This is a genomic window from Nonomuraea insulae (assembly GCF_042656245.1).
Window position 1 is genome coordinate 36,579 of record NZ_JBHSPA010000056.1, and the last position, 25,655, is coordinate 62,233.

At 67.6% G+C, this 25,655-nt stretch carries 29 protein-coding genes and 2 pseudogenes; 17 read left to right on the plus strand and 14 right to left on the minus strand.

Going from position 1 to position 25,655, the window contains the following annotated elements:
- Nucleotides 1-339 precede the first annotated feature (339 nt).
- The 9 genes from ACFPZ3_RS43075 (at nucleotide 340) to ACFPZ3_RS43115 (ending at nucleotide 7,701) form a co-directional block, all read left to right on the plus strand.
- On the plus strand, nucleotides 340-1,608 hold the full coding sequence (locus tag ACFPZ3_RS43075; protein WP_379520159.1) for a serine hydrolase domain-containing protein: 1,269 nt from the start codon (nucleotides 340-342) through the stop codon (nucleotides 1,606-1,608).
- Between the two features lie 134 nt (nucleotides 1,609-1,742).
- Entirely contained in the window at nucleotides 1,743-1,958 is a 216-nt protein-coding gene (locus tag ACFPZ3_RS43080) for a hypothetical protein (RefSeq protein ID WP_379520160.1), read from the plus strand.
- A gap of 887 nt (nucleotides 1,959-2,845) precedes the next feature.
- Entirely contained in the window at nucleotides 2,846-3,154 is a 309-nt protein-coding gene (locus ACFPZ3_RS43085; RefSeq protein ID WP_379520161.1) for a hypothetical protein, read from the plus strand.
- Nucleotides 3,155-3,198: 44 nt separating this feature from the next.
- Nucleotides 3,199-3,489, plus strand: coding sequence for a DUF6355 family natural product biosynthesis protein (locus ACFPZ3_RS43090; protein WP_379520162.1), 291 nt, complete (start codon nucleotides 3,199-3,201; stop codon nucleotides 3,487-3,489).
- A 324-nt stretch (nucleotides 3,490-3,813) separates the two neighbouring features.
- Nucleotides 3,814-4,359: a thioredoxin domain-containing protein gene (locus ACFPZ3_RS43095; RefSeq protein WP_379520163.1), complete on the plus strand. Its 546-nt coding sequence runs from the start codon at nucleotides 3,814-3,816 to the stop codon at nucleotides 4,357-4,359.
- The gene (locus tag ACFPZ3_RS43100; protein ID WP_379520188.1) at nucleotides 4,359-6,257 is read left to right on the plus strand and encodes an ABC transporter ATP-binding protein; all 1,899 of its coding nucleotides are present in this window, start codon (nucleotides 4,359-4,361) and stop codon (nucleotides 6,255-6,257) included. Before ACFPZ3_RS43095 ends, ACFPZ3_RS43100 begins: the two co-directional genes overlap by 1 nt.
- On the plus strand, nucleotides 6,254-6,811 hold the full coding sequence (locus ACFPZ3_RS43105) for a MauE/DoxX family redox-associated membrane protein (protein WP_379520164.1): 558 nt from the start codon (nucleotides 6,254-6,256) through the stop codon (nucleotides 6,809-6,811). The genes ACFPZ3_RS43100 and ACFPZ3_RS43105 overlap by 4 nt, the downstream gene beginning before the upstream one ends.
- Nucleotides 6,808-7,167 carry a S26 family signal peptidase gene (locus ACFPZ3_RS43110; RefSeq protein WP_379520165.1) on the plus strand — a complete coding sequence of 120 codons (360 nt, stop codon included), beginning with the start codon at nucleotides 6,808-6,810 and terminating at the stop codon, nucleotides 7,165-7,167. The genes ACFPZ3_RS43105 and ACFPZ3_RS43110 overlap by 4 nt, the downstream gene beginning before the upstream one ends.
- A 261-nt stretch (nucleotides 7,168-7,428) precedes the next feature.
- Nucleotides 7,429-7,701: a hypothetical protein gene (locus ACFPZ3_RS43115; RefSeq protein ID WP_379520166.1), complete on the plus strand. Its 273-nt coding sequence runs from the start codon at nucleotides 7,429-7,431 to the stop codon at nucleotides 7,699-7,701.
- Between the two features lie 184 nt (nucleotides 7,702-7,885).
- Here ACFPZ3_RS43115 and ACFPZ3_RS43120 read toward each other — a convergent pair whose 3' ends face one another.
- The 3 genes from ACFPZ3_RS43120 to ACFPZ3_RS43130 all read right to left on the minus strand — a co-directional run bounded on the left by ACFPZ3_RS43120 (nucleotide 7,886) and on the right by ACFPZ3_RS43130 (nucleotide 11,624).
- The gene (locus tag ACFPZ3_RS43120; protein WP_379520167.1) at nucleotides 7,886-8,062 is read right to left on the minus strand and encodes a hypothetical protein; all 177 of its coding nucleotides are present in this window, start codon (nucleotides 8,060-8,062) and stop codon (nucleotides 7,886-7,888) included.
- 134 nt (nucleotides 8,063-8,196) lie between these two features.
- Nucleotides 8,197-11,097 (minus strand): AfsR/SARP family transcriptional regulator, encoded by a 2,901-nt coding sequence (locus ACFPZ3_RS43125; RefSeq protein WP_379520168.1) that lies wholly within the window; start codon nucleotides 11,095-11,097, stop codon nucleotides 8,197-8,199.
- A 317-nt stretch (nucleotides 11,098-11,414) separates the two neighbouring features.
- Nucleotides 11,415-11,624 (minus strand): DUF2332 family protein, encoded by a 210-nt coding sequence (locus tag ACFPZ3_RS43130; RefSeq protein WP_379520189.1) that lies wholly within the window; start codon nucleotides 11,622-11,624, stop codon nucleotides 11,415-11,417.
- Nucleotides 11,625-12,594: 970 nt separating this feature from the next.
- Here ACFPZ3_RS43130 and mihF point away from each other — a divergent pair.
- On the plus strand, nucleotides 12,595-12,924 hold the full coding sequence (gene mihF / locus ACFPZ3_RS43135; protein WP_379520169.1) for an integration host factor, actinobacterial type: 330 nt from the start codon (nucleotides 12,595-12,597) through the stop codon (nucleotides 12,922-12,924).
- Between the two features lie 6 nt (nucleotides 12,925-12,930).
- Nucleotides 12,931-13,539 carry a recombinase family protein gene (locus ACFPZ3_RS43140; RefSeq protein ID WP_379520170.1) on the plus strand — a complete coding sequence of 203 codons (609 nt, stop codon included), beginning with the start codon at nucleotides 12,931-12,933 and terminating at the stop codon, nucleotides 13,537-13,539.
- A 45-nt stretch (nucleotides 13,540-13,584) separates the two neighbouring features.
- On the opposite strand, the gene ACFPZ3_RS43145 is transcribed toward ACFPZ3_RS43140, so the two are convergent.
- The 3 genes from ACFPZ3_RS43145 to ACFPZ3_RS43155 are packed head-to-tail and all read right to left on the minus strand — an operon-like array spanning nucleotide 13,585 to nucleotide 15,959.
- A complete protein-coding gene (locus ACFPZ3_RS43145; protein WP_379520171.1) occupies nucleotides 13,585-14,274 on the minus strand; it encodes a winged helix-turn-helix transcriptional regulator in 690 nt (229 codons plus the stop codon).
- Nucleotides 14,275-14,283: 9 nt separating this feature from the next.
- Nucleotides 14,284-15,006: an alpha/beta fold hydrolase gene (locus ACFPZ3_RS43150; protein ID WP_379520172.1), complete on the minus strand. Its 723-nt coding sequence runs from the start codon at nucleotides 15,004-15,006 to the stop codon at nucleotides 14,284-14,286.
- A complete protein-coding gene (locus tag ACFPZ3_RS43155; RefSeq protein WP_379520173.1) occupies nucleotides 15,003-15,959 on the minus strand; it encodes an LLM class flavin-dependent oxidoreductase in 957 nt (318 codons plus the stop codon). Before ACFPZ3_RS43155 ends, ACFPZ3_RS43150 begins: the two co-directional genes overlap by 4 nt.
- A 102-nt stretch (nucleotides 15,960-16,061) precedes the next feature.
- Between ACFPZ3_RS43155 and ACFPZ3_RS43160 the strand changes: the two genes are divergently transcribed.
- The 5 genes and pseudogenes from ACFPZ3_RS43160 to ACFPZ3_RS43180 all read left to right on the plus strand — a co-directional run bounded on the left by ACFPZ3_RS43160 (nucleotide 16,062) and on the right by ACFPZ3_RS43180 (nucleotide 18,942).
- Nucleotides 16,062-16,496, plus strand: a complete 435-nt coding sequence (locus ACFPZ3_RS43160; RefSeq protein WP_379520174.1) for an organic hydroperoxide resistance protein — start codon at nucleotides 16,062-16,064, stop codon at nucleotides 16,494-16,496.
- Nucleotides 16,497-17,112: 616 nt separating this feature from the next.
- Nucleotides 17,113-17,301, plus strand: a pseudogene (locus tag ACFPZ3_RS43165) (DUF4158 domain-containing protein); the annotation flags it as partial.
- Between the two features lie 25 nt (nucleotides 17,302-17,326).
- Nucleotides 17,327-17,608: pseudogene (locus ACFPZ3_RS43170) on the plus strand (DUF4158 domain-containing protein); the annotation flags it as partial.
- Between the two features lie 45 nt (nucleotides 17,609-17,653).
- The gene (locus tag ACFPZ3_RS43175) at nucleotides 17,654-18,583 is read left to right on the plus strand and encodes a Tn3 family transposase (protein WP_379520190.1); all 930 of its coding nucleotides are present in this window, start codon (nucleotides 17,654-17,656) and stop codon (nucleotides 18,581-18,583) included.
- Between the two features lie 50 nt (nucleotides 18,584-18,633).
- Nucleotides 18,634-18,942: a hypothetical protein gene (locus ACFPZ3_RS43180; RefSeq protein WP_379520191.1), complete on the plus strand. Its 309-nt coding sequence runs from the start codon at nucleotides 18,634-18,636 to the stop codon at nucleotides 18,940-18,942.
- Nucleotides 18,943-19,174: 232 nt separating this feature from the next.
- Here the strand turns inward: ACFPZ3_RS43180 and ACFPZ3_RS43185 are convergent, their stop codons facing one another.
- The 3 genes from ACFPZ3_RS43185 to ACFPZ3_RS43195 all read right to left on the minus strand — a co-directional run bounded on the left by ACFPZ3_RS43185 (nucleotide 19,175) and on the right by ACFPZ3_RS43195 (nucleotide 21,515).
- On the minus strand, nucleotides 19,175-19,468 hold the full coding sequence (locus ACFPZ3_RS43185; RefSeq protein ID WP_379520175.1) for a hypothetical protein: 294 nt from the start codon (nucleotides 19,466-19,468) through the stop codon (nucleotides 19,175-19,177).
- A 215-nt stretch (nucleotides 19,469-19,683) separates the two neighbouring features.
- The gene (locus ACFPZ3_RS43190; RefSeq protein ID WP_379520176.1) at nucleotides 19,684-20,487 is read right to left on the minus strand and encodes an alpha/beta fold hydrolase; all 804 of its coding nucleotides are present in this window, start codon (nucleotides 20,485-20,487) and stop codon (nucleotides 19,684-19,686) included.
- Between the two features lie 62 nt (nucleotides 20,488-20,549).
- Nucleotides 20,550-21,515 carry a helix-turn-helix transcriptional regulator gene (locus ACFPZ3_RS43195; RefSeq protein ID WP_379520177.1) on the minus strand — a complete coding sequence of 322 codons (966 nt, stop codon included), beginning with the start codon at nucleotides 21,513-21,515 and terminating at the stop codon, nucleotides 20,550-20,552.
- Between the two features lie 82 nt (nucleotides 21,516-21,597).
- Here ACFPZ3_RS43195 and ACFPZ3_RS43200 point away from each other — a divergent pair, with 82 nt between their 5' ends.
- Nucleotides 21,598-21,975, plus strand: coding sequence for a hypothetical protein (locus ACFPZ3_RS43200; RefSeq protein WP_379520178.1), 378 nt, complete (start codon nucleotides 21,598-21,600; stop codon nucleotides 21,973-21,975).
- A gap of 76 nt (nucleotides 21,976-22,051) precedes the next feature.
- Here ACFPZ3_RS43200 and ACFPZ3_RS43205 read toward each other — a convergent pair whose 3' ends face one another.
- From ACFPZ3_RS43205 to ACFPZ3_RS43225, 5 genes are all read right to left on the minus strand, one after another.
- Entirely contained in the window at nucleotides 22,052-22,357 is a 306-nt protein-coding gene (locus ACFPZ3_RS43205) for a hypothetical protein (protein ID WP_379520179.1), read from the minus strand.
- Nucleotides 22,358-22,380: 23 nt separating this feature from the next.
- The gene (locus ACFPZ3_RS43210; RefSeq protein WP_379520180.1) at nucleotides 22,381-22,635 is read right to left on the minus strand and encodes a hypothetical protein; all 255 of its coding nucleotides are present in this window, start codon (nucleotides 22,633-22,635) and stop codon (nucleotides 22,381-22,383) included.
- 611 nt (nucleotides 22,636-23,246) lie between these two features.
- Nucleotides 23,247-24,359: an ROK family transcriptional regulator gene (locus tag ACFPZ3_RS43215; RefSeq protein WP_379520181.1), complete on the minus strand. Its 1,113-nt coding sequence runs from the start codon at nucleotides 24,357-24,359 to the stop codon at nucleotides 23,247-23,249.
- Between the two features lie 37 nt (nucleotides 24,360-24,396).
- On the minus strand, nucleotides 24,397-24,669 hold the full coding sequence (locus ACFPZ3_RS43220; RefSeq protein WP_379520182.1) for a hypothetical protein: 273 nt from the start codon (nucleotides 24,667-24,669) through the stop codon (nucleotides 24,397-24,399).
- A gap of 95 nt (nucleotides 24,670-24,764) precedes the next feature.
- A complete protein-coding gene (locus ACFPZ3_RS43225; protein WP_379520183.1) occupies nucleotides 24,765-25,511 on the minus strand; it encodes a phosphotransferase family protein in 747 nt (248 codons plus the stop codon).
- Nucleotides 25,512-25,655: the final 144 nt, after the last annotated feature.

The following is a 25,655-nucleotide window of genomic DNA, read 5'->3' on the forward strand; positions in this document are numbered from 1 at the left end:
GTGCATGGTCTGGAGAAGTCGTACAAGGAACTGCGTGTGCTGCGCGGTGTGGACTTCGAGGTGGCCACTTGCGTGTCTTCTGCGAGTAGGCGCCGTCCGATTGACGGCCCCGGGAGGGTGCTGGAACACCCCTCCGAGGCCGCTCCCGCTACAGCAGAGCGCGGTGAACGGAACCCGATCCGCGAAGTCGTCCGAGGAGGCCCCTGTGGAGCTCGCCGAGGAGTCTCTTCGGAACAACCCGAAGGGTCAGTGGATCAGCCCGAGGGGAACGGCTGACCAACGCCATCGATGGCGGCAGCACCCGGGCGACAAATCCGTAACGAGAGAATGGATATCCGCATGACAGCCAATCAGGACCGCGACAACGCCTCCGTGAGCGGTGGTGGTGACGACCTCGAGCACGGTGTGGCGGAAGGCTGGGGAAAGGTCGCCGACGCGTTCCGCGCGAACTTCGAGGCCCCCGGCGAGGTCGGCGCGGCGTGCAGCGTCTACGTGGGCGGCCGCCCCGTCGCCAACTTGTGGGACGGCCTCGCCGATCGCGAGGCGAACCGACCGTGGCGCGAGAGCACGATCGTCCAGGTCGCATCCACGACGAAGGGCGCTACCGCGATCTGTGCCCATATGCTGGCACAGCGCGGTGAGCTGGATCTGGGTGCCCCGGTGGCCCGGTACTGGCCGGAGTTCGGCGCCAACGGCAAGGAACAGATCCTGGTGCGCTGGCTGCTGTCACACCAGGCCGGTCTCCCGCTCGTCGACGGACCGCTGACGTTCGAGCAGGCGTGCGCGTGGCACCCGGTCATCCGTGCGATCGAGGCGCAGAAGCCGCTGTGGCAGCCGGGCACCGAGCACGTCTACCACGCCGTCACCTACGGGTTCCTGGTCGGGGAGGTCGTGCGCCGGATCACCGGCAAGTCCCTCGGCACGTTCTTCGCCGAGGAGGTGGCCGCACCTCTCGGGCTGAGCGCCTGGATCGGGCTGCCCGAGGAACACGAGGAACGGGTGGCTCGGCTCCACTATGCCGCTCCGTTCAGCGTGGAGGAGCTGCTCGCCGGGATGATCGCGACCACCGGGCTCGATGCGGACACGGTCACCGCCTGGGTCGAATCCATGTGGAGCCCGGGCTCGATCCAGATGCACGCCGGCGGACTCGGCGGCGCCTTGGACAACACCTCCGACTATTCCACCACGCGTGCCTGGCGCGCGGCGGAGTTCCCGGCCGCGAACATGCTCGCGGACGCGCACTCGCTGGCGCGGATGTACGCCGCCACGGTCAGCGACGTCGACGGGGTTCGGCTGCTCGATCCGTCAACGGTCGAGAGGATGACAGCCGTCCAGACCGACAAGACACGGATGTACGGACTGCCGCCGGGCCTGGACATCCCAGCCGACCGCTCCTTCTACATGTCGCTCGGGTTCTGGCGGCCCGGCCCAATGACGCCGATGGTCGGGCCGGGGTCGTTCGGCCACCCAGGCTCCGGCGGATCGATCGCCCTCGGCGACCCCGATGCCGGTGTCGGCTTCAGCTACGTCACTAACCTCTGGAACTTCCGGCCCGACGACCCGAGGGCCTCGAACCTGGCCAAGGCCGTCCGGTCCTGCCTTGGGTAAGACAGCCCGCGTGTGACGGAACTCCAGGCGACACTGCTGGAGCCGGCAGACCGGCATGACATCCCCTGCGCCGTGATGAGCAGTGGCCGAGAACCGACAGATCGAGGCCGCCGCCATCGCGATCGCCATTGCTGATGTTCGTCTACGTGTTCGGCGGCGCGATCGACACCGGGTCGGTCGCGTACGTGAACTACATGCTTCCCGGCATCCTGCTCATCACGATCGCGTCGGGCGTCGCCTACACCGCATTACGGCTCTTGATGGACATGCAGGGCGGGATCTTCGAGCGATTCCAGTCCATGCCGATCGCACGCTCGTCCGTGTTGTGGGAGATGGCACTGCTGAACTGAACCCGGATCACCGCCCGTGATCGCTCCCCATCAAGTGCACCAGACCCAGTCGTCATGCACATCCATGATCCATGCCCGCAGGCAGGTAGATCATCCACGCGGGACGCCCGGCTTGTCCGACTCTTCTTGATGTGCGTCCGCTTTTGGCTGTCGAAGGGGGTCGGGCGGGAACAGATGATCACTTGTGTTTTTCGCCTGGCCTATCTGACTCGTCACGAACGCCCTTTGCGGATTTGGACAAGGTGGCCGAGATTCGTGTGCCCCAACGAGGCTGCCCAGGCCGAGCTCGTGCCAGACCGGTTCTTGTGCAGGTCGTGGGCATTGTGTGGTCAAGCAGCAGACAGCCGTCGGGAACCATGCGCTCCAGGACTCGGATGGCATTGACGACCGGAGTGATCGCGACCCACGGGACGTCACGTTCCGTCCCGGCGGACCGCTGGCAACACCAGCGACGAAGCGACCCCCCTCTCACGACAAACCACGTCCATCTGCGGCGACGCCAGATCAAGGCCGTCATCCCGGCGATGCGCAGCCAGGCGTCCCGATCGAGTTGCGCAGGCAGCCTGAGGATGAAAAGCATTCACTGAGGTCCCCACGCATATAACGATCATGAGTCTCTCAACCCACCTCAAGATCCAATTTGAAAACACACCCTAGAGGCCTCCACCGGCCACACCGCGAAGTTAGGGGCCTCCGCGCCGCCATGCCCGACACACCGCCTTTTGACAGGCACCCGAAATCGCGAACTACGTGGCTTTGAGGCCCCTACGTCGCCACGTTCTGCTCGGCCAGACCGACGCCAGTTCGAAGCCAGGGATGCGCTAGAGCGGTTGTGCAGAGTTTCGGTGTCGGCGCCGATAACGGGCGATACCGAAAGGAAGAAGCGAGTGTCGAAGATCAAGAGAGGCGTGATTGTGGCCGTCATGGCCGCGGGGCTCGCGGGTGCAACGGCCGGCTCCGCCTCGGCCGCGACTGGCCAGCTCGTCCTTCGTGACACCGCTGGGTACCAGCGGGTGATCGACAACCCCCAGGTCGGCTGCGGCCAAGCCCTCCCAGGTTTCACCCATGTCACCAACAGGACGAACGCTCCGATCACCGTCTATGACGGTCCCGCGTGCCAGGGACAACCCGTGACCGTACCGCCGGGCGCCTACACGGCCGTCGGCCTCCGTCACAGCTTCTCAGTGCCCTGGTGACGACCGCCGAATTCAGTATCCGGTAATTGAAGAAAGGTGCGCCAGTGTTCAGGAAAGCGCGAACGGCTCTCATCGGCCTCGCCGTGGCCGCGGGAATGGTCACCGTTGGCTCGGCCCCCGTCCAAGCCGCCACATCGGCGGCGATGGACGCTCCGTGCGGCTGGTTCGTCTCCAGCGGCCTCGCAAAGTACAACCACTGCGATTACAACAACGTCATCATCTACGTGGACCGACTGATCCACAGCGACTACGAGAAGTGTGTCGGGCCCGGCGTCACCACCCTGGGCATTCACCCCGCGGTCAAGGGGGCCTGGTACAACGGCAGGCTCTGCTGAGCCGAGCCGCACACGATCACCATTCTGCGGGAGGTATTCCATGTCCTTGCTCGCCCACATCGGCGACCGGCTGGTGCAACTCGTCGCACCCCGTACCACCGCCGCCGCGGTAGTCGTTCAGTACTGCGGCTGCTACAAACCCAATCCGTTCGAGCTCACCCAGCACTACAGGAGATGCTGGTGGGAGGGTCAGCCCGGCGCCGGAGGGGTCCTGAAGTGTGAGAAATATTGCTTCGATTCGGGAATGAGCTGTTAGTCGGATGATCGACCCGGGTGGTGCCGTACACGCATCGCCCGGGTTGTCGTCCAACTGTGGAGGATCACATGACGTATCTGGTCGTCGCTGTTATCGGATTAACCTTGTTGTGCGTCCTGAATCTCGTCTTCACCTACGGCGTCATTCGGCGATTGCGCGAGCACGGCGATGTGCTGGCGGCCGGTGTGGATTGCGGTGCGGGACCGGAGCCCCTTCTCGCGGTGGGGGAATTCGTGGGTGAGTTCTCCGCCGTCACCACCGAGGGCGAACCGATCGACCGAGACTCTCTCCCCGGCCGCACCACAATCGCGTTCTTCTCGACGGACTGCGATTTCTGCCACGAGCAGTTGCCCGTGTTCATCGACTGGGCGGCCGGGTGCTCCGATGGCTCGACCGGCCTGCTGGCTGTCATCGAGGGGGCGCGGGAGGACACCGCCGGCATGGTTGCGGACCTGCGGCCCGTGGCCAAGGTCGTGACCGTGGCTGATCCGGCGGCGGGAATCGTCACCGCGTTCCGGGTACGGGCCTTCCCGAGCTTCCTTCACATCGAAAACGGTGTCGTCAGGGGAAGCACCCTCGACTCCGCCGACCTAGCCCATACTTTCGCGGCGTGATGGGGAAGGCGCGCGGGTCCGCTCTGGCGGCTGCTTCCGCGATCTTCTGGCAGGCGGCGCCGTACACCCTGATCCTGCTGAGTCTGTGCAGAGTGGTGTCAGGCACGCTGCCAGTCATCGTGGCCTGGCTGACCAAGGAACTGCTCGACCAGCTCGCCTCCGACGTGACGGCGGGCGGCGTCCTTCCGGTCGCTTCCGGGCTCGCCGGTACGACGCTGGTCGGCACCGTCCTTCCGCGTGCGGCCCACTACCTGCGAGCCGAGTCCGATCGCGCCGTCAGCTTGCTGTCCCAGGATCGGCTGTTCGCCGCGGTCGACCGGTTCGCCGGACTGGCCCGCTTCGAGGATCCGGCCTTCCTCGATCGGCTGCGCATGGCGCAGCAATCCGGTGGACAGGCGCCCGCCCAGATCGTCCACGGCGCGCTGGACCTGTTGGCCACGATCCTGATGACGGCCGGTTTCCTCGGTTCGCTCATGGTGGTCGGCCCGTTCATGGCGGTGGTGGTGCTGCTGGCCGCGGTGCCGGTCCTATGTGCGGAGCTTAGCCTGTCGCGACGCCAGGTGGCGATGCTGTGGCGGCTCAGCCCAGCGCAGCGCCGAGAATGGTTCTACGCGAGCCTCCTGTCAACTGTCCCAGCGGCGAAGGAACTCCGCCTGTTCGGTACCGGGCCGTTCTTGCGGCGGCGGATGCTCGCCGAGCGGGCCAGCATCAACCGAGAGAGCGCCAGAGCCGACCGGCACGAACTCACCGTGCACGGCGGGCTCGCGCTGTTCGCTGCGGCATTGGCCGGGGGCGGCCTCCTCTGGGCCGCGCTCGCCGCCCAGTCTGGCCGGATCGGCCTCGGTGACGTCTCCATGTTCGTCGCGGCGGTCGCCGGCATCCAGGGCGCGATCGGCTCGGCGACGTCCACCATGGCCTCGGCACATCAGCAGCTACTGATGTTCGACCACTTCCTCACCGTCACCCGCGCCGGCCCCGACCTGCCATCCCCGCCGTCACCTCGCCCGGTGCCCGCACTGCGTTCGGGCATCGAGCTTCGGGACGTCTGGTTCCGATACTCCGACCAGCATCCGTGGGCCCTTCGCGGGGTCAGCCTTCTCATCGCGCACGGCGAAGCCACAGCGCTAGTAGGCCGAAACGGATGCGGCAAGAGCACGCTGGTCAAGCTGCTGTGCCGGTTCTACGACCCCATCCGTGGCCAGATCCTTTGGGACGGCGTCGACCTGCGCGAGCTCTCCCTGCCCGAACTGAGGCGGCGAACGGGCGCAGTCTTCCAGGACTTCATGCAGTACGACCTGACCGCGGCCGAGAACATCGGACTGGGCGACCTGACGGTCATCGAGCACCCAAGCCGGATCGAACGAGCCGCCCGGCTCGCCGGCGTCCACGACCCCATCAACGCGTTGCCGCGCGGCTACGACACCCTGCTGAGCCGGATGTTCGTCTCCGAGCCGGACGAGGAGGACGTGGAGGCGGGAGTGCCCCTGTCAGGAGGGCAGTGGCAACGGGTGGCGCTGGCCCGCGCTCTCCTCAGGAACCGGCCAGACCTCGTCATCCTAGACGAGCCCACGTCCGGCCTAGACCCCGTGGCCGAGCACGAGGTGCACGCCAGCCTGCGGACGCATCGCTCCGGCCTGACCAGCCTGCTGATCTCTCATCGCCTCGGCGCGACCCGCGACGCCGACCGGATCGTCGTGATGTCCGAGGGACGGATCGTCGAGCACGGCACGTACAACGAGCTCATGGCGCTCCGCGGCACATACGCCGGGCTCTTCCGCCTCCAGGCCAGCCAGTACCGGGACACGCTCCAGAACGGCCAGTACCAAGAGGAGCTTCAGGCCGGCCAGTGCCAGGACGAACCCGCCCTGCTGGCCGAGACAGGAGAGCGCGCCCCATGATCTACCTGGTTCACCTCTGCCGAGTCGTCATCGCCCTCGTCTTCCTCGCCGCGCTGGTGAGCAAGCTACGCGGCCCGGCCGAGTTTGTATCGTCGATGCGTGATCTCGGCGTGTTCCCCGCCTCAGCGGCCCGGGCGACAGGCATCACGATAGTGTCCGCCGAGTTCGCCGCTATCGTGCTGATCCTGACGCCGGGGACGGAGCGCGCCGGACTACTCCTCGCGGCCGCCCTGCTCTGCGGGTTCTCCCTCGGCATCGCCGCTTCGCTGAAAGGAACCCAGGAGTCCGCCGCTTCGCCGAAACCGACCCGCAAGGCCGCCGTCTGCCGCTGCTTCGGCTCGTCGGGACTGCCGGTGGGCCGGCACCACATCGCCAGGAACATCGTCCTGGCCGTCATCGGGGCCACCGGCGCGCTCGCACCCGGTTCCGGCTCGGCCCCCGCACACCCCGCGGGAGTGGTCATCGCGCTGTTCGCCGGTGCGCTGCTGGCATTCTTCGCCATCACCCTGGACACACTCATCGCCCTCTTCCTGCCGCAGGCGGTCCGCCGATGATCGCCGCCGTTCTGGCAGTCGCCTCGGTCTGCATCGCGGCCGTTCTCCTCTACGCGCGCCGCCGCCTGCTCATCGTGACGGTGACCGGCACCAGCATGGAGCCCGCCTACCGCCACGGGGACCGCCTGCTAGCCAGGCGGAGCCGGCTGCGCCACGTCAAGGTCGGCGAGGTGGTCATCCTGAGTCCGCCGCCGACCGGCTCATCCTCTCTCCAGATGCTGAAGAGGGTCGCCGCGGTGAGCGGTGATCCCGTGCCGCCCGAGCTGGCCGGGCGGCACGACACGACTCAGGGGGTCGTGCCTCACGGCTACCTCGCCGTGCTCGGGGACAACGCCCGCGAAAGCGCTGACTCCTGACTTTTCGGATTTCTCCCGGCGAGCCGCGTTTCCGCCGTCGTACTCCGCCGCCTTGGCCGCAACCCGTAGTTTTAGAACCACACCGTTTGTATGACGTACGGTACGAGGGTGCAGGCGGGAACAGCAAACTCGCCGACTACGCCCTGCATTCCCTGCAAAATCCAAATCTACAAATGTTGCACCTATAAGGGCGCTCGCCTTGAGCATATTCACCCCGGCGTTACTGGAATTCAGTCCGACAGATAGAAGTGGAGCCGACAAATGAGCCTCGTCAAAAGGTTAGTGGTCGGGGCGGCCATCGCTGCCGCGATGGCCGTACCAGCAGCGCCAGCTACGGCGGCCGAAGGCAGCAAGCTTCGTGGAGCAGGACCATCGGCCAGCGATTCTGCCCAGATCATGGGCGGCCGGGTCGGCCCGTTCCGGACCTGGCAGGAGTGCCAGAGAGCGCGAGGGGAGTGGGACATCTACTACGGCGTCAGCCTCTGCTACCACTCTGGGCCGTACCCCGACATGTTCTGGTTCGACTGGTACTAGGAAGCTCGTGTTTCCGCCGGTCTCGCTGCGGCCTCTTCTCGTACGGCAGCCACCCTTCCTCGCCCAGTAGCGATGACGGCCCGCGTCGTTTCCGTTGGCCCGCGTCACAGTTGCCGCTCCATCACCGTCGGTGAGGTGAGCCGGCGACTGATTGGGGCTGAGGTTGTACGGACCGGGTGGCCCATCAGCGCCAGTGGATGCGCCAGTGGAGCCGGGCCGAGCCGCGTTCTCCGGCACCTGTGGGGGCGCACGACCCCACAGGTGCCGCCTCGGGGAAGCTCTCGCTGCGCAGCTCCTCATCGAGGGCCAGGACTTGCGGGAGGAGGATCGCTTGATCGTGGGCGTCGATGGCCTCCGCCAACCGGCCGAGCTATTGATCGACGTTGGTCAGACAGACGTCCTGACCACGAACTGCTGGTCATATTGCCCAACCAGTAAGCCCCCAAAAATCAGCCATCGCGACCCGAAGGGTCGACACGCGTCGCAATGGTTTCGTCATGACAACGGAAGTCCCGCCGCCGCGCCCGAATGCCCGGGGGTGGGCGGACCCGGCTCCTCGAACCGTTGCTGGACGCGGGCGGCGGCATCAGCGCGCCCCTGCTTCTGGTACATCGCGACGGCCTGCTGCCACGCGGTGCGGGCTTCGTCGTGGCTGCCGAGCATGACGTACGTGTCTCCGAGCCGCTCCAGCGTGTTGGCAGCAAAGTAGTGGCTGCCGATTTCGGTGAGGAGCCTCAGCGCATCGCGGTAGTGCTGAATCGCTTGAACATGGTTGCCGCTGAGGTGGTTGACGTATCCCAGAGTGTCGAGCGCGTGCCCCTGGACGGAGCGGTCCCGTGTGCGGTGTGCCAGCAGCAGTGCGGCCTCGACGGTTTCACGCGCGACGTCGTAGCGGCCAAGTTTCGCCGCGTACCAGGACATGTCGTTGAGCGCGTCGCCCTCCCAGGCCGACTCGTCGAAGGCATGGTAGATCTGTTGTGCTCGAGTGACGCGGTCAAGCGCCAACTCGTAGTTCTCCTGGCGCATCCAGGCCACCGCGATCGCTCGGTAGGTGCGGGCCTCGTCCAGGCGGTTACCGGTTTTGTCGGTCAGCGCCAAGGCGTGGTGCAGGTGGTCGATGGCCTGGTCGTGCAGGCCGAGCTTGGCGGACACGTTCCCGAGCAATCTGCGCATGCGGGCTTCGGCGTCTGGGTCGCCCAGGTGAACGGTGGCGGCCAGGCCGGTCTGCAGGACTGCGAGCTGGTCGTGGAGATGCCCTCGCCGCTCCTGGTAGTTGTTCAAATACCAGGCAATTGCCCACACCGGGACGTGCATGCCGTGTTCCGCGGCCGCTTTCTGGGTGGCGAGCAAGCAGAGGTGTTCTGTGTCGAACCACGACAGCGCCGCTGCGACGTCGTGCAGCAGAGCGGGATCGGTGCCGGGCGCGGGTGGGTCGAGCTGGATGAGCGGGCCGGTCGGCTGCATCAGCGTATCGGCTGCCCTCGCCGTGTGCAGGTAGAAACCGACAACCCGGCGCAACGCCGCAGTGTCCGCCGGTACGTGGGAGGCGGCGTAACGGCGAATCAGGTCGTGCATCCAGTACCGGGCGTGCGCGTCCTGGCCCAGCAGTGATGCCTGCTCCAGATGGCGCAAGACTGTCCGGGCCTTGCCGAGCGGCAACCCGGTGAGACTGGCGGCGGCGTACAGACCGATGTCGGGACCGGGCGCGATCGCCAGCAACGCCAGCACCTGCGCCTGCTCAGCGGTGAGTGCCCGCAGCGACCATGACAGGACGGCCGGCAGGCTGGCCGAGGGATCGTTGTCGTCGAGCGTGTCGAGTCCTTCGTCGCGCAGTTCGGCGACCAGCCCCATCAGTGACCGGCGCGATTGGGCCGCCGCTCGGGCGGCGATGATGCTCAACGCGAGCGGAAGGCCCTTGCACAGCGCGATCACTTCCGACACGGCCGCGTCCCCAGCGGCCACCCGCGCGGCGCCGATCCTGCGGGTCAGCAGCGCGCGTGCCTCGTCGTCGGAGAGGGTGTCGAGTGCCAGGTGGCGCGCGCCGTACCGGGCGGTCACGCCGGAAAGCCACCTGCGGCTCGTCACCACGACCGCGCACGTCCCACTTCCCGGCAGTAGCGGAGCGACCTGGGCGGCGTCCACGGCGTTGTCCAGCACCAGCAGCATCTGCTTGTTCGCCACCAGGCTGCGAAACAGCGCCGCCTGAGCGTGCGGCTGATCCGGCACCTGGCCGGGTGCGACGCCGAGCGCGTGCAGGAACCCCCGTACCGCGACCTCCGGGGCCATCGGCGTCTCGTCCGGGCTGAACCCGCGCAGATCCACGAACAGTTGCCCGTCCGGGAACCGATCGAGGTTGCGGTGCGCCCAGTGCAGCGCCAGCCAGGTCTTGCCCATCCCGCCGCCGCCGGCGATGGCCGAGATCACCACAGGGCCGCTCTCGGCGCAGGCGTCGTCCAGGAGTGCCAGCTCGTCGCGGCGTCCGACGAACGGCGTGGGCGGAGCGGGCAACTGCCGGGGGGCCACCCGCGCGTTCGCCGAAGAAATGATGAGGGCCGGGTCCGCCGCGAGCATGCGCTGGTTCAGTTCCCGCCGGGCCATCCCCGGGTCGGTTCCCAGCTCAGGCGCGGCGAGGTCGGCGTCGTCGTTCAGAATGGCATGCTGCAACGCCCGCAATTCCTTGCCGGGATCCACGCCAAGCTCCTCGCGCAGCAGCATCGCCATGTTGTGGTATGCCTTGAGGGCTTCGGCCTGGCGGCCGGACCGGTACAGCGCCACCATCAGCTGGGCCCGCAGCCCTTCGCGCAGAGGGTGCGTGTCCGCTGCCACCAACAGATCTCCGACGATCTGACCATGGCGGCCGAGCATCAGGTTGACGTCGAACCAGCGCTCCAGCGTTCGCACCCGCTCCTCAGCCAGCTGCGGGACGTCGTCGCGGTGTACCACCTCCGAAGGTACGTTGGCCAGAACGGGGTTCTGCCACAGCTTCAGCGCCTGCTCGAGCAGATCCGCCTCCCCGGAAAGGTCGCTTTCTCTGGCTGCCCGTTCGGCGCGCTGGGCGAACTGGCGAAACCGGGCCAGATCCAAACAGTCGTGTTCGACGTCGATGACGTATCCGTGCCCATGCGTTCGAATCAGCCGGGGCTCCTCTCCCCGATCGCCCATCACCCGGCGTAATCGCATTACGTGTGTGTACAGCGCGCTACGCGTGTCGTCTGGAGCGTCGTGATCCCAAACGCGATCCGTCAGCTGGTCGTAGGAGATCTCTTGCCCGGCGTGGAGGAGAAGGGTGGCCAAAACCACCCGTTGTTTCCCCGCGGTAATCGTAATTGGCCGATCGATGTCGGCCACCCGTAACGGCCCCAGAACACTGAACCGCAGTCCCCTGCCAATGTCCACGACACCAGGCTTATCGCACATTCACCGCACTCGCCACTAAATGCTCGATCCTGTCGGGACGGCTGAAGGAAACCAGGTGCAGGTTCCGCCGGCCGATGAGGAAGTCGTGGCCGAGCGGCGAGTAGGGCGCGAACCCTACCAGTTCCCGCAGCAGCGGCAGCAGCTCGTCCTCGGAGCGGCGTCACGTCCAGCGCGAGAATGTTGTACAACGCCTGGCCCGACGCATCGGGAGCGTGTCGTAGGGCAGCACGTCCGGGGCTTCGTTGGCAATCCAGTGTCCGGGTAGCCCGCCGCATCACGTCGGCGAACGCTACCCGTCACGGCGTCGGCACGTGGTACAGCACCGAGCTGTGGAACACCACCAGCGTCGCTTCGGGCGGGGACTGCGCAGCCAGTGCCCGCAGGTCGTCTACCAGGTCGCCCCGTACGGGCAGCGGCGGGTCGGCTGCAACAACGGCCGCCGCCGTCCGCAGTCGGGCGCGGAAACATGTGCTCTGGCCAGATGAGGGTGTCGAGCCAGGCGAGATCCGCGGCGTCGGTCACATCAAGCAGGTTCAGATCCAGGCCAGGAACTCTCGTGTACGTAGCTTACTCCCACTCGAACCACCATCCGCCCCAGAAGTAATAGCAAGATCTCGTGATTGTGTGGTAGAGATCCCATTCCCGTTGCGATCGAAGACATTCTTGCTGGGTGGCGAACGGGCCTATTCTGCCCAGGACATGAAGGTCGCTGGCCGATGGTCTCGCCGCGCGAAACTGTTGAGCTACTTCCCCCGTTGTCCCGCCCTTCTCCCAGCGGCGGAGGAGGATGGGGTTCAAGAGCCGACCAACGCGGGAGCAGTGGGCGGCGGCGCTGCATCGGCTCCGCCGGCTGGCCGAGCAAGGCGCCTCGTTGAGCGCTGAGGTCGCCACGACGGCGACGGCTCTGGGAGTGGTCGAGCGTACGGTGTGGCGCCGGATGGCTTCTCCTACGAAGCCGCGGTCGCGGTTCACCCTGTCGCAGACCGACATCGACGCCTTCAGCGACTGGTGCGGGAACGTGGCCGCAGTGCACCGGGCCAGCGTGGCGGATCTGGCGCTGCTGGCCGGTTACCCGCACTACGCCCCACTGCGGCCGCCGGATCTGGACCGCCAGGCGCGCCGACTCGCGGTACTGCGGCCGCTCGTGCAAGGCCAAGGCGTACCGGGCCCGCCGCGCCGCCGCCGACGACGGACCATGACGCATAGAGGGCACGGTGAGACCCCTGCACGTCATGATCACGTACAGGTCAATGGGCTTCGGGTCACCCTCGGAAGCCGGGGCGGTGCTCTCGACCGGCCGTTCCCCAGCGCGACTCGATCGGGGGACGTGACATGGCGGCGGGGACCGGCGCCGGAGAGGTTGGCCCTCGAGTAGGAAACGTCCGGTGAGCCGGGGTTACTGTCACATCCGTTGACAGCTTGGTCCATGATTGGCTCGGCTCCCTCGCTTGGAGTACGGCGGGAAGGTGTGACGAGTTGATCTATGAAGAGGGGCGTCTGATGGCGTTGACCCCTGAACAGCGGGCGTATGCCTTGGCGAAGGCCGCGGAGGCCAGGCGCGTGCGTGGCGAGCTTCTCGCCGAGTTGCGGTCGGGGACGACGAGTTTCGCTGAGGCTTTGGCCCGAGCCGACGAGCAGGAGATCGTGAGGAAGACCAGGGTGTCTCAGCTGTTGCGTGCACTGCCGGGGTTCGGGCCGGCGAAGGTCGCCGCGTTGATGGCGACGTGTGGTGTGGCGGAGAACCGGCGGGTCGGTGGGTTGGGCGAGCAGCAGTGTCATCGGTTGCTGCAGGCGGTTGCGCTCTGATCGCGAGTGTCGGCAGACGTTGGCTACTGCCGGGTGTCGACCGCGGATCAGAATCCCGATCATCAGATCGATGCGCTCCTGCGGGCTGGCGTCGACCGGACCAACATCCATCTCGACAAGGCGTCCGGCGCGAAGGCCTCCCGCCCGAAACTCGATCTCGTCCTGCAGTTGCTGCGCGAGGGCGACGCGTTGAAGGTCACCCGCCTGGACCGGCTGTCTCGGTCGGTGCTGCATCTGGTGACGCTCGGCGCGGAGCTACGGGAGCGGAAGATCGGCCTGCACGTGATCGAGCAGGGCATCGACACCGACACTGCGGAGGGCCGGGCGATGTTCGGGATGCTCAGCGTCCTGGCAGAGCTGCAGCGTGAGCTGATCCTGGCGAACACGATGGACGGGCTCGCCTCAGCGCGGGCCCGCGGCCGGGTCGGCGGCCGTCGACCTCGGTTGAGCGAGGACCAGGCGGCGCTTGCCCAGGAGCTGTACGACGCGCGGGTCAAGACGGTCCAGCAGATCGCGGACCTGTTCGGGGTGCCGCGGTCCACGGTGTACGGACACCTGAACAAGGAGACCACCGTGCCGCGGCAGCCGAAGACCTCGTCAGCGGGGCGAGGATGATGTAGGCCCCCTTCTGGCCCCTTTGCGCAGGTCGCAGGGCCAGCTTCATGACGCGGGGGCTTGTGCCGCTGATCGGGTTTGCGGGCGCGGGAGGCGGAACAGCTGGTGCAGTCGGCGCAGGGACTGTTGGTCGCCGGAGGCGGAGGCGGCGCCGTTGTTGATCGCTTCGGCGAGGGTTGAGCGGCCGGCGGCGAGGTCGCGGAAGACCTCGCCGCCGATCGTGATGATCACGTCGGGGTGCTGGGCCGGGCCGTGCACCGTTTCGATGGTGCCGTCGTCGATACGGGCGTGGAAGATCTCCTCCTCGACGCGAAACTCATACAGTGCGTGCAGGCCGGCAGCCGCCTCGGCGTCGAAGCACGCTCTCAGGCCGAGTACGGCCCAGCCGGGGTGGAAGGTCTCCTGTTCGAGGGGTTCGCCCATCGCCCATTTGAGGCCCCACCGGGCCAGCGCCAGCACTGCCGGGCCGAGCTCCTCCCCGGCCTGGGTGAGGGCGTAGGCGGGGGTGCGGGCCGGTGGAGGGAGGGTGATCTTGTGGACGAGTCCTTCGCGTTCGAGGTGTTTCATCCGCGCGGCCAGCAGGCCGGTGCCCAGGCCGCGCAGGCTGTGTTGCAGGTCGCCGAAGCGTTTCGGGCCGGTCAGCAATTCGCGGATCAGTAGCAGGGTCCAGCGTTCCCCGATGAGGTCGAGGGTGCGCGCGGTCGCGCAGTACTGGTTGTAGGTTCGCTGTTCCACTTCAGCATTCTAATCCTGGAGCTTCTCGTTATTGAACTGGCCTGCGTGGGCCTGTAGTAGGAGTCGGGCCAGCGCCTGCGGGTCGGTGAGCATCACGTCGTGCGGGCCGTCCAGGGCGATGGGCCGGTAGCCGATCGCCGCGGCGAACTGGTCGAAGGCATAGGTCTGCGGCCGGCAGTAGATGCCTGTGCCCGGTATCCGGTTGACTGCTCCGCTCAGCCGGGTCGTCTCGGTGAAGGTGCGCAGCGGCTGGGGCCGCAGGCGCTGGGCGAGCCAGGCCGCGTCGTCGGGGTCGGTGACACCGAACATCGCCGGAGCCGGGGCAGGGATCTGATCGTCCACGCTGGTGCGGGCGGCGGCCTGGATGGCGTGGACGAAGGCCTCGGGTGCCAGGCCGAACATGCCGGCGCCGTCGTCGCCGGCCCAGCCGTCCAAGAGGATGACATGGTCCACCAGATCGGGCCGCAGGTCGGCCGCCTGCCGGACGACCAGGCCCGCGTAACTGTGTCCGACCAGCACCAGATCGTCTCTCAGGGCGTCTGCCAGGGTGTCATCGGCTGCGGCGTCGAGGGCCGCGATGACCTCTTGGACGTGCGTGTGCAGGCCGACGTCGCCGTCCAGGGTGAGGGCGGGGGCGATGGTGCGCGCTCCGGCTTGGTGCAGCAGCGGGGTGAGGCGGTCCCAGGCCCAGGGGCCGTGCCAGGCGCCATGCACGAGGACGAAGGTGGTCACGGGTGTCCTTCCGTACCGATCATGGGGCGAATCAGGGGTAGGACGCAGCTGGCGAACTCTTCCATGCCCGCGTGGTGGTCGTCGACGGCCAGGCGGATCACCACGTGGCGTGCTCCGGCGCCGGTGTAGGCGGTGAGCCAGTCGGCGGCCTCGTGTGCCGTACCGGCGAACATGGCCTGGACGGTCTCGACGGCCTCCAGCGGGGCGTTGTAGTAACGCTCGATACTGGTCCGCAGGCGCCCGCGTGCCCGCTCAGGGTCCTCGTCCAGGCACAGCGTCGCGTACAGCGCCGGGGTGAGCGTGCGGACCGCCGCCTGCTGGATGACGGCCAGGTCGCGAGCATAATCCTGTACGGCGGGCGGATAGGGCAGCCAGCCGTCGGCCAATCGCGCCACCCGCCGCAGCGCCGGTCCGCCGCCTCCGGCCAGCCAGATCGGCGGGCCTGCCGGCCGGGTCGGCGCGGGAGCCAGCCTCACGTCGCGGAAGTCGAAATGCCGCCCGGTGAAGGAGACCTCTTCTGCGGTCCACAGCCGTCGCATCGCCTCGATCGACTCCTCCAGGCGGCTGATGCGGCGTGGAAAGTCGATTCCGACGGCGGCGAATTGTGCCTCGGTGTGGGGGTTGGGGAATCCGCCGCCCATGCCGACGATCAGGCGGCCGCCGGCGAGCCGGTCCAAGGTGGCGAGTTGGTGTGCCAGCAGGATCGGATGGCGCAGCGCGGGCAGCAACACCGCGGTACCGAGCGTGATGCGCCGGGTGGCGATGGCCACGGCCGCCAGCAGGAGCAGCGGGTCGGCGCGTGGCCTGGTCACGGGGCTGTCGCCGGCCCAGACGGAGTCGAACCCCAGTGATTCGGCGCGGCGGGCCAGGTCGATCAACTGCTCCGTTTCGTGGTCGCCGCGGACGGCCTGATCGCGTGTCGGCAGCAGGCAGCCGATTTTCAAGGGAGCCATGTGGTCGCCTCTCATGGTCGTCAGGTTCCCCGATCTTAGATGTTGACTTCCTGTTTTTGAAGTCTAAGATTCACTTTCAGGAATTAATGAGAGGAACGTGTCATGACGAACGCGCTTTACACCGCACAGGCCTCCGTGACCGGCGGCCGAGCGGACGGCCACGGGCGTACCGCTGACGGCAGGCTGGAGGTGGACCTGCGCCAGCCCAAAGAGTTGGGCGGCGACGGCGAAGGGACCAACCCCGAGCAGTTGTTCGCCATCGGCTACGCCGCCTGCTTCGCCGCCTCACTGGCGCTGGTGGGGCAACGCAGGCAACTACGCGCGGATGACGCGGCGATCGACGCGAAGGTCATGCTCATCCCCGCCGGCAACGGCGGATTCAAGCTGGGTGTCGAACTCGAGATCGGGCTGCCGTCGATCGCCGACGCCGCCCAGGCCTGCGACCTGGTCCGGGTGGCGCACCAGGTGTGCCCCTACTCCAACGCCACCCGCGGCAACATCGACGTGGGCTTGGTCGTCAACGGCACGCGACTGTGACACCCCGCCGTGCGGTAGGTTCGCCTTCATAGGCAAGCGCACCCGCCGCACGGCGTGTGCGTGCTTCACCACTATGGCTGACCTGCAGGAACAGGCTTAGCTTACGGTTGCGTTCGCTGGACCGGAACCGACCGACCCATAGGCGCGCCGATCCGCTCTGGGGGTACGCAGGTAGCCGTGGTGCGCTTGACGCTGATCTCGTTGGCGATCTGCTGGACGGTGTACCGCCGTTAACCATCAAGATCTTTCTCACCTGCCAGTATCGCCCCCGAGAACCTGCTGGACGACGTCCGCGGCCGATGGCTCACCGGTGGGTCTTCCCGCTGTACGGGGCGCGTGCCTTCATCCGCGACGACGGCTCCATCAACCTGCGCGCGGCACCTGGAAGGCGACCTTCCGCTGAACGGCCCCCGCGACCGGCCGCCCCGAAGATCACGATTGGTGATCAGTGCGACTGGACTGCTCCGGTATTGATCTTCGGGTGGGGGCTGACCTGCGACAATTCCGCCGATAGCCGGATGATGCGGGTTCGCCCGTCCGTCCGCTGAACAAATGTCGGCGGCGCCTTCACCCCTGTGGGGTGGGGGCGCTGTCGTCTGTCATAGGGGGCTTCGCGATGGCGGTCAACTTTCTCACCGAGGAACAACGGAGCCTGTGGGGCCGCTACAACGCCGTCCCCGACATCACCCAGCTCGGCGGGTTCTTCCACCTCGACGCGACCGCGCGGCGGCGGGCGATGGCCGCCAACGGCGCCCGCAACCAGCTCGGCTACGCCGTCCAACTCGGCACCGCACGGTTCTTGAACTGCTTCCTGGACGACCCCGAGGACGTCCCCGGCCGCGGTCGTCGACTACGTCGCCGAACAGCTCGGCCTGGACCCGGCGGCGTTGAAGGGGTACAGGGAGAAGGAAGCACGCTGGGACCACCAGAAGCAGATCCGCGACGACTACGCCTTCACCGTGTTCGAGGACGAGCACTGGTTCGCCCTGGCGTGCTGGGTGTACCGGCGGGCGTGGAGCACCAACGAACGCCCCATCGTGCTGTTCGACCTGGCCACCCACCGCCTGGTCGAGGCGCGGATCCTGCTGCCCGGTGTGAGCAGGTTGGAGCGGCTGGTGTCCGACGTGCGCGGCCGGGTCGCCGCACGCCAGTACAAGATGCTCGCCGCGCTGCCCAGCCCGCCGCAGAAGCGGGTCCTGCAGGACCTGGTCGTGGTCGCCGAAGGCAAACGGGTCTCCCGGTTGGACCAGCTCCGCAAGAGCCCCACCGACGTGTCCAGCGCCGGCGTCAGCAAGGCCCTGGACCGGCACGTCGACCTGCGAGCCCTGGGCGCCAGCACGTGGGACCTGTCGGACATCCCGGCCGGCAAGGTCGCCGAGGAGACGTCCCTGCAACCGACCGAGATCGCCTCCGACACCGCGGGCGCCTCGGAGATCGCGTTCGGGATCTTCCGGCTGCTGGGGTTCCAGTTCTCCCCACGCCTGGCCGACGTCGGCAGCGCCACCCTGTGCCGGGCCGACCCCGCCGCCTTCTACGACCGCCTCGACCCGCTGATCAAGAGCCGCGTCAACCTCGGCCTCATCAACGATCACTGGGACGAACTGCTGCGGGTCGCGGGGTCGCTGCGGACCAACGCGGTCCGGCCGGCCGAGCTGTTCCGCTACTTCGCCGGCGGCGGCACCCCCACCCCGATCGGCCGCGCCCTGATGGAGCTTGGCAAACTCGACCGCTCCACCTACCTGGCCTCCTACTTCGACGACGACCTCCTACGCCGCCGCGTCAACACCCAGCTCAACCGCCAAGAAGCCCGCCACACCCTCGCCCGCAAGATCTTCCACGGCCAGAAGGGCGAACTCCGCCAGGGTTTCATGACCAATGTCTGTATTTTGTGGAACACGATCTACACGGCGCGGGCCCTGGAGGCACTCCGGGCCGAAGGCAGGAAGATCTCGGCCGCCGACATCGCCCGGCTCAGCCCCCTGGGGTTCGATCACCTGAACTTCCTGGGACGCTACAGCTTCTCCCTGCCCGACGCTGTACGCGACGGCAACCTCCGGCCGCTCCGCACACCCCCGCCCGGCGAGTAAGGTCCCGCCGAAGCGGAAGACCTCGGTCGGTTCAGGGTTCGATCTCGCCTGTGCCGGCCCAGATCGTCAGCGCCGCAGCGGCCATGCTGGCTGGGCTCCTGGAGAACCTCGCGAGACCCGGCCGTCCCCGCATGCTCGCCTGCCAGGAGCTGCGGACCGAGGCGGCACGCAAGCCGTGGCTGGCGGCCAGCATCGACTCCATCGCAGCCGCCGACTTCACCGACTTCGAGCACGCCCAACACATCGCCGGGCTACCCGTCACCCCGCAGCGCTCCGCAGCCATCACGCTGGCTCTGCACGGCGCCATCCCGCAACTACTGGCAGGCGGCCCCCGCCATCCTGTCCACCGCCGGGCTTGACGATCTCGACCGGTTCGCCCGCCAGCTCCTGGACTCCGTCTACGGCCCCGCCACAAGCGCCTGAGCTGACATGCCTGGGGATGCGAAGAGATTGTGATGTGGAACCGCAACCGCGCCGCGCTCTCCACCTGGCTCGCCTGGTGCGCCACCAAGAAGGGGTGCCGTTAACCAACGTGTCATAGGCCGCCAAACCCCGAGGATCCCTACGCGGGTTTTGTGCTTCAGCCGGCGCTCATGGGGCTTGATCCAAAGCCCCATTAGCCGTGCTATCCGACGGAGCATCCACCAACAGCCGCCGTACCTGCTCGTGCGACACCCCCGCATGCTGACCGATCCGACGCAACCCCCAACCTTCCCCCCGCGCGTCTGCCATCGCTGCCGTCGACGCCTCCGCGACCACACCGTCCAGCATCACCCGCAACTCCGCGAGCCGCCGCAACCTGATCGCCGGAGCCAACCCGACCAGCTCGGCACAGAACCGCTCAACATCTGACCGGATGAACGCCACACCCTCGAACTCAGCCATCCAGCAAGACTGACCTGGTCGACCCATCGGTGTCAACAAATGTGACAGTAACCCCGATTCACCGGACGATTCCTACTCGAGGGCCAGCATCGGCGCTCTCGGCTCGCTCGGCGGCGCCTGAGCGGGTCCAGTCGGGGTACGCCCAACACCGGCCATGGGTTGATCTGAAGGCGTTCACCTGGGACAGGACAGAGCTACCCGTGTCGGCTTGGGCGTTAGGACAGGAAGGAAGCGATCTGTCTGCCATGTGTCCGCCGGTCGGCGGGGGTGCGTGTGATGCGGAGTTCCGCGCCGGGTATCAGTTCGGCGATCTCCCGCGCGGTTGACAGTGGATGAGCGGAGTCTTTGTCCCAGGCGATGATCAGTGTTGGATGGGACAATACGGCCAATGCAGTGCGGTCGGGCAGGTCGGAGCCTGCAAGCCCGCGGAGCACGGCCGGCAGCAGCGTGTCGGCTACGTCCGGATCCGCCAGGAAATCAGTTACGTCGGCCAGGGCGGGAGGGAGCGGGAGACCACGCAGGCTGTTCACCCAGGCGTCTCGGCCGTCGCGTTCGATCTGGTCCGCCGCTGCCTGATATCCCCGGCGTGCGTCAACGCGCGTCTCCCATGCTCTGGGCGGGATCAGCAGCACCAGTCGGCCGAACCGGTGCGGAGCGCGTACGGCCGCATGCAGCACGGTCGCGCATCCCATGGAGGCGCCCACGGCATCGACGGGTCCTTCGGCTTTCAAGTGGTCGAGCAGCGCCAGCAGGTCATCAGCAAGGCGGTCGAAGGCATAGTCGTTGTTGATCGGCCGGCCACTGGAGCGGCCATGTCCGCGTGCGTCGTACCGGATCAGGCGTCGCCCAGGCAGAGGGGGCCAGTCGAGCAATCCTTGCCGCTCCTCGGTCTCTTGGCACAAGAGCATGCCGTGCGCGTAGATGGTGAGTCGGCCGCTGCCTTGATCGTCATATGCGAGTTCGGCGTCCGGGAGCCGTGCCTGCCGCATGGCGCCTGGAGCTCGGGAGAGGTTTTTCATGCCGGAGAACATAGAAGCAGTTACCTGACATCCCCTGTCAGTGGATGGCGACGGGGTTCTGGCTATGCGCGAGCTGCGTCGTAGATGCGCATCAGCGCGGCGAGCGTTTGGGTGAGGCGTTCGCGTAGATCTGCGGGCGCGAGCACTTCGACGTCGGCGCCGAGTCTGAGAAATTCGGAGACGGCCTGATCGATAGATTCGATCGGAATGGTCACCTGGGTCCAGCCGTCGGAGTCGGCAGCCGTTGCAGTGTCGTGCGCGGCCCGGACCACGGCCCGCCCCATGAGGTTGGGCAAGTTCTCGAAAGCGTTCGGGGAGAGCCGGAGCGTCGCCGTGTCCTGGTGGCGGCGCATGTCGAAGGAGTCCAGGTAGGTCTGCCAGTGATGGGCCAGGTCGAATCGGTCGGGCCGTTCGAACCGTTCCTCCAAGACGTGCAGGTCGAGGATGCGTGAGATGCGGTAGGTGCGGATCCGTTCGTCGGTGCGTCCCACCAGGTACCAGTGCCCTGCCTTGAGAATGAGCCCGAACGGCTCCACGACCCGGGTGACCTCATGTGGCTCGGCCCAGCGGAAGTACCGCATCCGCACGACGCGGTCGTTCCACACGGCGTCCGCGACCGTCGTCAGGTAAGGCGTCCGGTCCGCGTCGCGGTACCAGGCCGGGGCGTCCAGGTGAAAGCGTTCGGCGATCCGTCCCGCACGATCACGCAGTTCGACAGGCAGGGCGGACATCAGCTTGAGCTGCGCGGCCGTCACGATGGCGCCCAGCCCCAGGTCGGCAGCCGCGCTGGGCAGCCCGGTCAGGAACAGCGACTCCGCCTCTCCCTCTGTCAGCCCGTTCAACCGGGTCCGGAACCCGCCGAGCAGCCGGTAACCGCCGTCGTGGCCCGGCTCGCCGTACAGCGGCACGCCCGCCGCGCTGAGCGAGTCCATGTCCCGGTAGACGGTGCGAATCGACACCTCGAAGGCGTCCGCGAGCTCCTGCGCCGTCACCCGCCCCCGGGTCTGCAGCATCAACAGGATCGACACCAATCGGCTCGCTCGCATGTCACGAAGTCTGCCGGAGTCTGCTGACATCGGATGTCAGGGGACCCGTTTTAGCGTCCGCGGCATGGATATCAACATCGATCACCTCGTTGACCGCTACGTGGCCGTGTGGAACGAGCCCGACCCCATGCTGCGCCACAGCGCCATTACCGGCCTCTGGGCGCAGGACGGCGTTGAGCTCGTGGAGTCCACACGGTTCCGCGGACATGCGGAGCTTGAGGCCAGGGTCACCGAGGCGTACAGGGAGTTCGTTGAAGACCGGAAGTTCGCCGTCACGTCTGCGAATGATGTGTTCGGCCACCACGACGTCATCACGTTCACTATCCAACTGACCGCCAAGGACGGCGAGGTCGCCTGGGCCGCCCGGGTCTTCCTCATCCTCGGCGAGGACGAACTAATCCGGTACGACTACCAGTTCACCGTGAAGCCTCTCGCCGCCTAACCTGAATTGCTTGAGGCCGGTTGGGTTCGCATAGTGATCCGACCGGCCTTTGAGAAGACCTGCTCGCCGGCGCTGATCAGGCGGGGCCCAGCCGGTGGAGAAGGAGGCCACCTTCGCCGTTTGGGGTAGCCCGGCCCACGGGCAGGCCACGGCAGACCGGATGCGCAACTGGTTCGGCCCGTGCGGTCTCCAACTGCTCCACGACGCCGATAACGATCACGCCCTGGCGGCCTTCCGGCTCGGCGTCCTGCTCATCAACAGAGACGCCCCGCAAGAGGGCGGCCTGTTCCTGCAGCGCGCCGCCGACGTGGACACCAAACTCAGGCTCACCCTGCCCGACTTCGCCGTGCATGACCGGCTGTGCGGGGTAGCGCGCAGGCACGGGTGCGCCATCCTGGGGCGTTCTCACTCGCCTGGAGCGAGATCCGGCAGGGTGTAGATGGGCAGGTCGATCCCGGTCGCGCCGAACCGTTCGGCCCACACGGCGACCTCCCCGGTGTCGTCGTCGCCGGGGTCGGGGGCGCCGGCCACCCGCTGCGCCTCCTCCCCGCCGCTGCGCAACGCGTCAGCGAGGTCGCGCAGCGCGGCCACGCAGTTGTAGGGATTACGGGCGGCCAGCGTGCCCTCGCCCGGCTTGGTGGCCTTGACCGCATCCCACATCGCGTCGGCATACAGCCACAGCGGCCCTGCGTGATCCTGACGCCGACGACGCCGACGACGAGGATTGATGGGAGGCCCCCGCACCGGGCCCCGGTGATCTTCCTCCTCGATTGGTCGGTGGTCTGGAGGGCCGGTCCGCGAGGTGGGTGTCCGCGCAGGCATAGCGCCTGGTTAGAGCAGGAGACGAGGAGCTTGCCGAAGGCGTAGCGTGGCCGACGTGGCAGCTGACAGCGGCGAGTGGGACACTCGCCATCAAGACAACATGATCGATCTGGTCGATGATCTGGCCGAGCTGGACGCGGCGCTGCCAGCGTCGGCTCGATCGTGCCCGCGGCCAGCTCATCGGCCAGCGCCAGGATGACCGTGTTGCTCGCCGCGAACGCCTCCACCGCAGCCACGTACTGGTCAACCTTCGCCGCCTCGGCCACCCCCAATTCTCCCGGTCCAAGATCGTCAGGTCGGGGCCGGTCATGTTGGCGTAGCCGAGGTCGCCACGGGCGCAGGTCCAAGCGGAGACGGTCGTGTTCACGTCGCCATACACCTCATGGATGCGGCCGTCAGATGGGCCTGGTGTCACGGGGTGCTTCCTTGTGCGTGGAGACGTTTCTGGGTCAGGGGAGAGGGGCGGCTATGCTCTGTTCGACGACGAGCCGGCCGATGCCGAGCAGCCCGGCGTTGGCGCCAGCCACGCTCTCGCCGATCTCCAGTTCTTGCGTGGTGAAGGGTAGGCAGCGGTCGTAGAGGGCGCCGCGGGCGGCGGCCACGAAGATGTCGCAGCCGGCCAGCGCGCCGCCGAGGATGACCGCCTGGGGATTGAAGAAGTTGATCATGGTGGCCAGCGCCTCGCCGAGCTGGCGACCGGCGAAGCGCACGTTGGTGGTGACGGTCGGGTTGCCATCGCGGGCCAGCCGTACTAGGTCGGCGGTGTTGTGCACGTCGACGCCGTCCCGTCGTACGGCCGCGACCAGGGCGCCGCCGCTGGCGATGGTCCCCAGGCAGCCGAAGTTGCCGCAGCTGGACGGCTGGTCGCCGCCCGCGGGGACGCGCAGGTGGCTGATGCCGCCCGCGACGCCGCGGGCGCCGCGGTGCAGCCGGCCGTCGGTGACGACGGCGCCTCCCACGCCGGTGCCCGCCTTGATGAAGACGAAGTCGCGCAGCCCCTGGCCGCGGGCGACAGCCTCGCCCACCGCCATCATGTCGGCGTCGTTGCCCACCACGATGGGGGCGTTGAAGCGGGCGGCCAGCCACTCGCTCACCGAGAACCTGTTCCAGCCCGGCATCCGGGACGGCCCGACCACGACGCCGGTGAGGTCGACGGGGCCGGGCAGGCCCATGCCCACGCCGAGCACCGGGCGGCCGGCCGCGAGCTCGGTGAGAGCGCCGACGACCTGTTCGAGGACGGAGGCGGGACCGGCAGCGATCTCCAGCTCGATGTCGCGGACCGTGCGCAGGCGGCCCGACGCGTCGAGGACGGCGATCCGGCCGTGGTGGCCGCCGAGGTCGGCGCCGAGGACCACGCCCGCGCCGCCGCGCACGGTGAGGATGCGGGGCCGCCGGCCGCCGCGTGAACTGCCTACGCCGGACTCCTCCAGTTGCCCGGAATCGAGCAGCTCCTGCACGTGGGCGGAGACCGTGGACGGAGCCCAGCCGAGCATGCGGGACAGGTCCGCGCGGGAGGTGGCCTGGCCTGACGCGACGAGCCCCATGATCTGTGCGGACGACACTGTGGCTCCTTCACTCCTGTGATCCACGGTTTGAGATTCAGCCATGTGCTCGATCGATGACGTCCTTGGGGACGAGCCGGCCGACGGCGCCGCTGGAGTAGACGCTGACGACCACGCGGCCGTCAAGCGACAGCACGAACCCGCTCGACTGGACGTAGCGGGCTTCGTCGTTGACGAAGGCGCCGGTGGCACGGGCCAGAGCGGACGGGTCGGCCCCGTACCCGACAGGGAACTCCAGGCGGTGTTTCCCGACGAGCTCCCGCGTGGTGGCCTCGTCGTCAACCGACAGGGCGATCGCCCTGTCGTCCACGGCCGCGAGGGTGCCGAGGCCATCATCTGCTGGCGACGCCTCATCCACTGATCGTTCCGATAGGACTTCTCCTAGCAGTCGGGGCCCGCACATCCTCACAGCCGGGATCTCAGCACGTCGACCTCACAGCCCGGCGCGAACGGGTCGAAGCCGTGCTCGACCAGCCAGCGAACCCCCAGCAGGCTTCGCAACGACCACCACGCCCGGATCACGTCGAGGTCGACGTCGGTGCCGTAGCCCGCGACGACGTCGCCGAGATGCTCCTCGTGTCCGAGCGTCAAGATGGCGAGGTCGAACAAGGCATCACCTTGGCCCGCCTCGGACCAGTCGATGATGCCCGTGATCGCGTCGCCGTCGACGAACACGTGATCGATCTGCAGGTCGCCATGCGTGAATGCCAGAGCCCACGGCCGGAGCGCGGCCTCGGCGACCTGGCGGTTGCGGGTGACCAGGTCGGCGGGCAGAACGCCGTTCGTCACGAGCCACTCGCACTCGCCGTCGAGATCCGCCGCCAGCTCCTCAAGGCCCCGGCCGGCTCGGCCCGGCCGGGGCGGCAACGGCGCGTCGTGCAACCTCCGGATGGCGGCGCCCGCCGCGGCCCACGCCGCCGGGGACGCGGTCGACGGCTCGCCGAGACGGCCGAGCGCCGTCCCCGAGACCGCGGCGATCGCGAGCACCGGCGGCTTGTGCCACAAGACCTTCGGGGTCGGGACCGGTGCCAGGGCCATCGCCTCGACCTCGATCTCGATGCGCGCCTGATCGGCGTCCACCTTCAGAAACACGTCGCCGATGCGCAGGGTCGCGCGCTCGGAATGGGCGACGACCATTTTGACTTCATCCATGGGCGACCAGTCTCCCGGTGATGAGTGTCGACGTCACCAGATTTATGTCGGATTGGCGATGACGCCGACCGTGGCGTTGGCCTAGGTCGCGTCCGAGATGCGGTGTAAAAGGGAACGAGCGTAGGTTGCCGTGCTGAACCGTCC

What these genes read in the sequence shown, in the direction of transcription:
- ACFPZ3_RS43075 (WP_379520159.1), top strand. Translation starts at nt 340, where the DNA reads ATGACAGCCAATCAGGACCGCGACAACGCCTCCGTGAGCGGTGGTGGT.
- ACFPZ3_RS43080 (WP_379520160.1), top strand. Translation starts at nt 1,743, where the DNA reads ATGTTCGTCTACGTGTTCGGCGGCGCGATCGACACCGGGTCGGTCGCG.
- ACFPZ3_RS43095 (WP_379520163.1), top strand. Translation starts at nt 3,814, where the DNA reads ATGACGTATCTGGTCGTCGCTGTTATCGGATTAACCTTGTTGTGCGTC.
- ACFPZ3_RS43100 (WP_379520188.1), top strand. Translation starts at nt 4,359, where the DNA reads ATGGGGAAGGCGCGCGGGTCCGCTCTGGCGGCTGCTTCCGCGATCTTC.
- ACFPZ3_RS43105 (WP_379520164.1), top strand. Translation starts at nt 6,254, where the DNA reads ATGATCTACCTGGTTCACCTCTGCCGAGTCGTCATCGCCCTCGTCTTC.
- ACFPZ3_RS43110 (WP_379520165.1), top strand. Translation starts at nt 6,808, where the DNA reads ATGATCGCCGCCGTTCTGGCAGTCGCCTCGGTCTGCATCGCGGCCGTT.
- ACFPZ3_RS43115 (WP_379520166.1), top strand. Translation starts at nt 7,429, where the DNA reads ATGAGCCTCGTCAAAAGGTTAGTGGTCGGGGCGGCCATCGCTGCCGCG.
- ACFPZ3_RS43155 (WP_379520173.1), bottom strand. Translation starts at nt 15,959, where the DNA reads ATGGCTCCCTTGAAAATCGGCTGCCTGCTGCCGACACGCGATCAGGCC.
- ACFPZ3_RS43160 (WP_379520174.1), top strand. Translation starts at nt 16,062, where the DNA reads ATGACGAACGCGCTTTACACCGCACAGGCCTCCGTGACCGGCGGCCGA.
- ACFPZ3_RS43175 (WP_379520190.1), top strand. Translation starts at nt 17,654, where the DNA reads ATGCTCGCCGCGCTGCCCAGCCCGCCGCAGAAGCGGGTCCTGCAGGAC.
- ACFPZ3_RS43185 (WP_379520175.1), bottom strand. Translation starts at nt 19,468, where the DNA reads ATGGCTGAGTTCGAGGGTGTGGCGTTCATCCGGTCAGATGTTGAGCGG.
- ACFPZ3_RS43190 (WP_379520176.1), bottom strand. Translation starts at nt 20,487, where the DNA reads ATGAAAAACCTCTCCCGAGCTCCAGGCGCCATGCGGCAGGCACGGCTC.
- ACFPZ3_RS43200 (WP_379520178.1), top strand. Translation starts at nt 21,598, where the DNA reads ATGGATATCAACATCGATCACCTCGTTGACCGCTACGTGGCCGTGTGG.
- ACFPZ3_RS43210 (WP_379520180.1), bottom strand. Translation starts at nt 22,635, where the DNA reads ATGTGGGATGCGGTCAAGGCCACCAAGCCGGGCGAGGGCACGCTGGCC.
- ACFPZ3_RS43225 (WP_379520183.1), bottom strand. Translation starts at nt 25,511, where the DNA reads ATGGATGAAGTCAAAATGGTCGTCGCCCATTCCGAGCGCGCGACCCTG.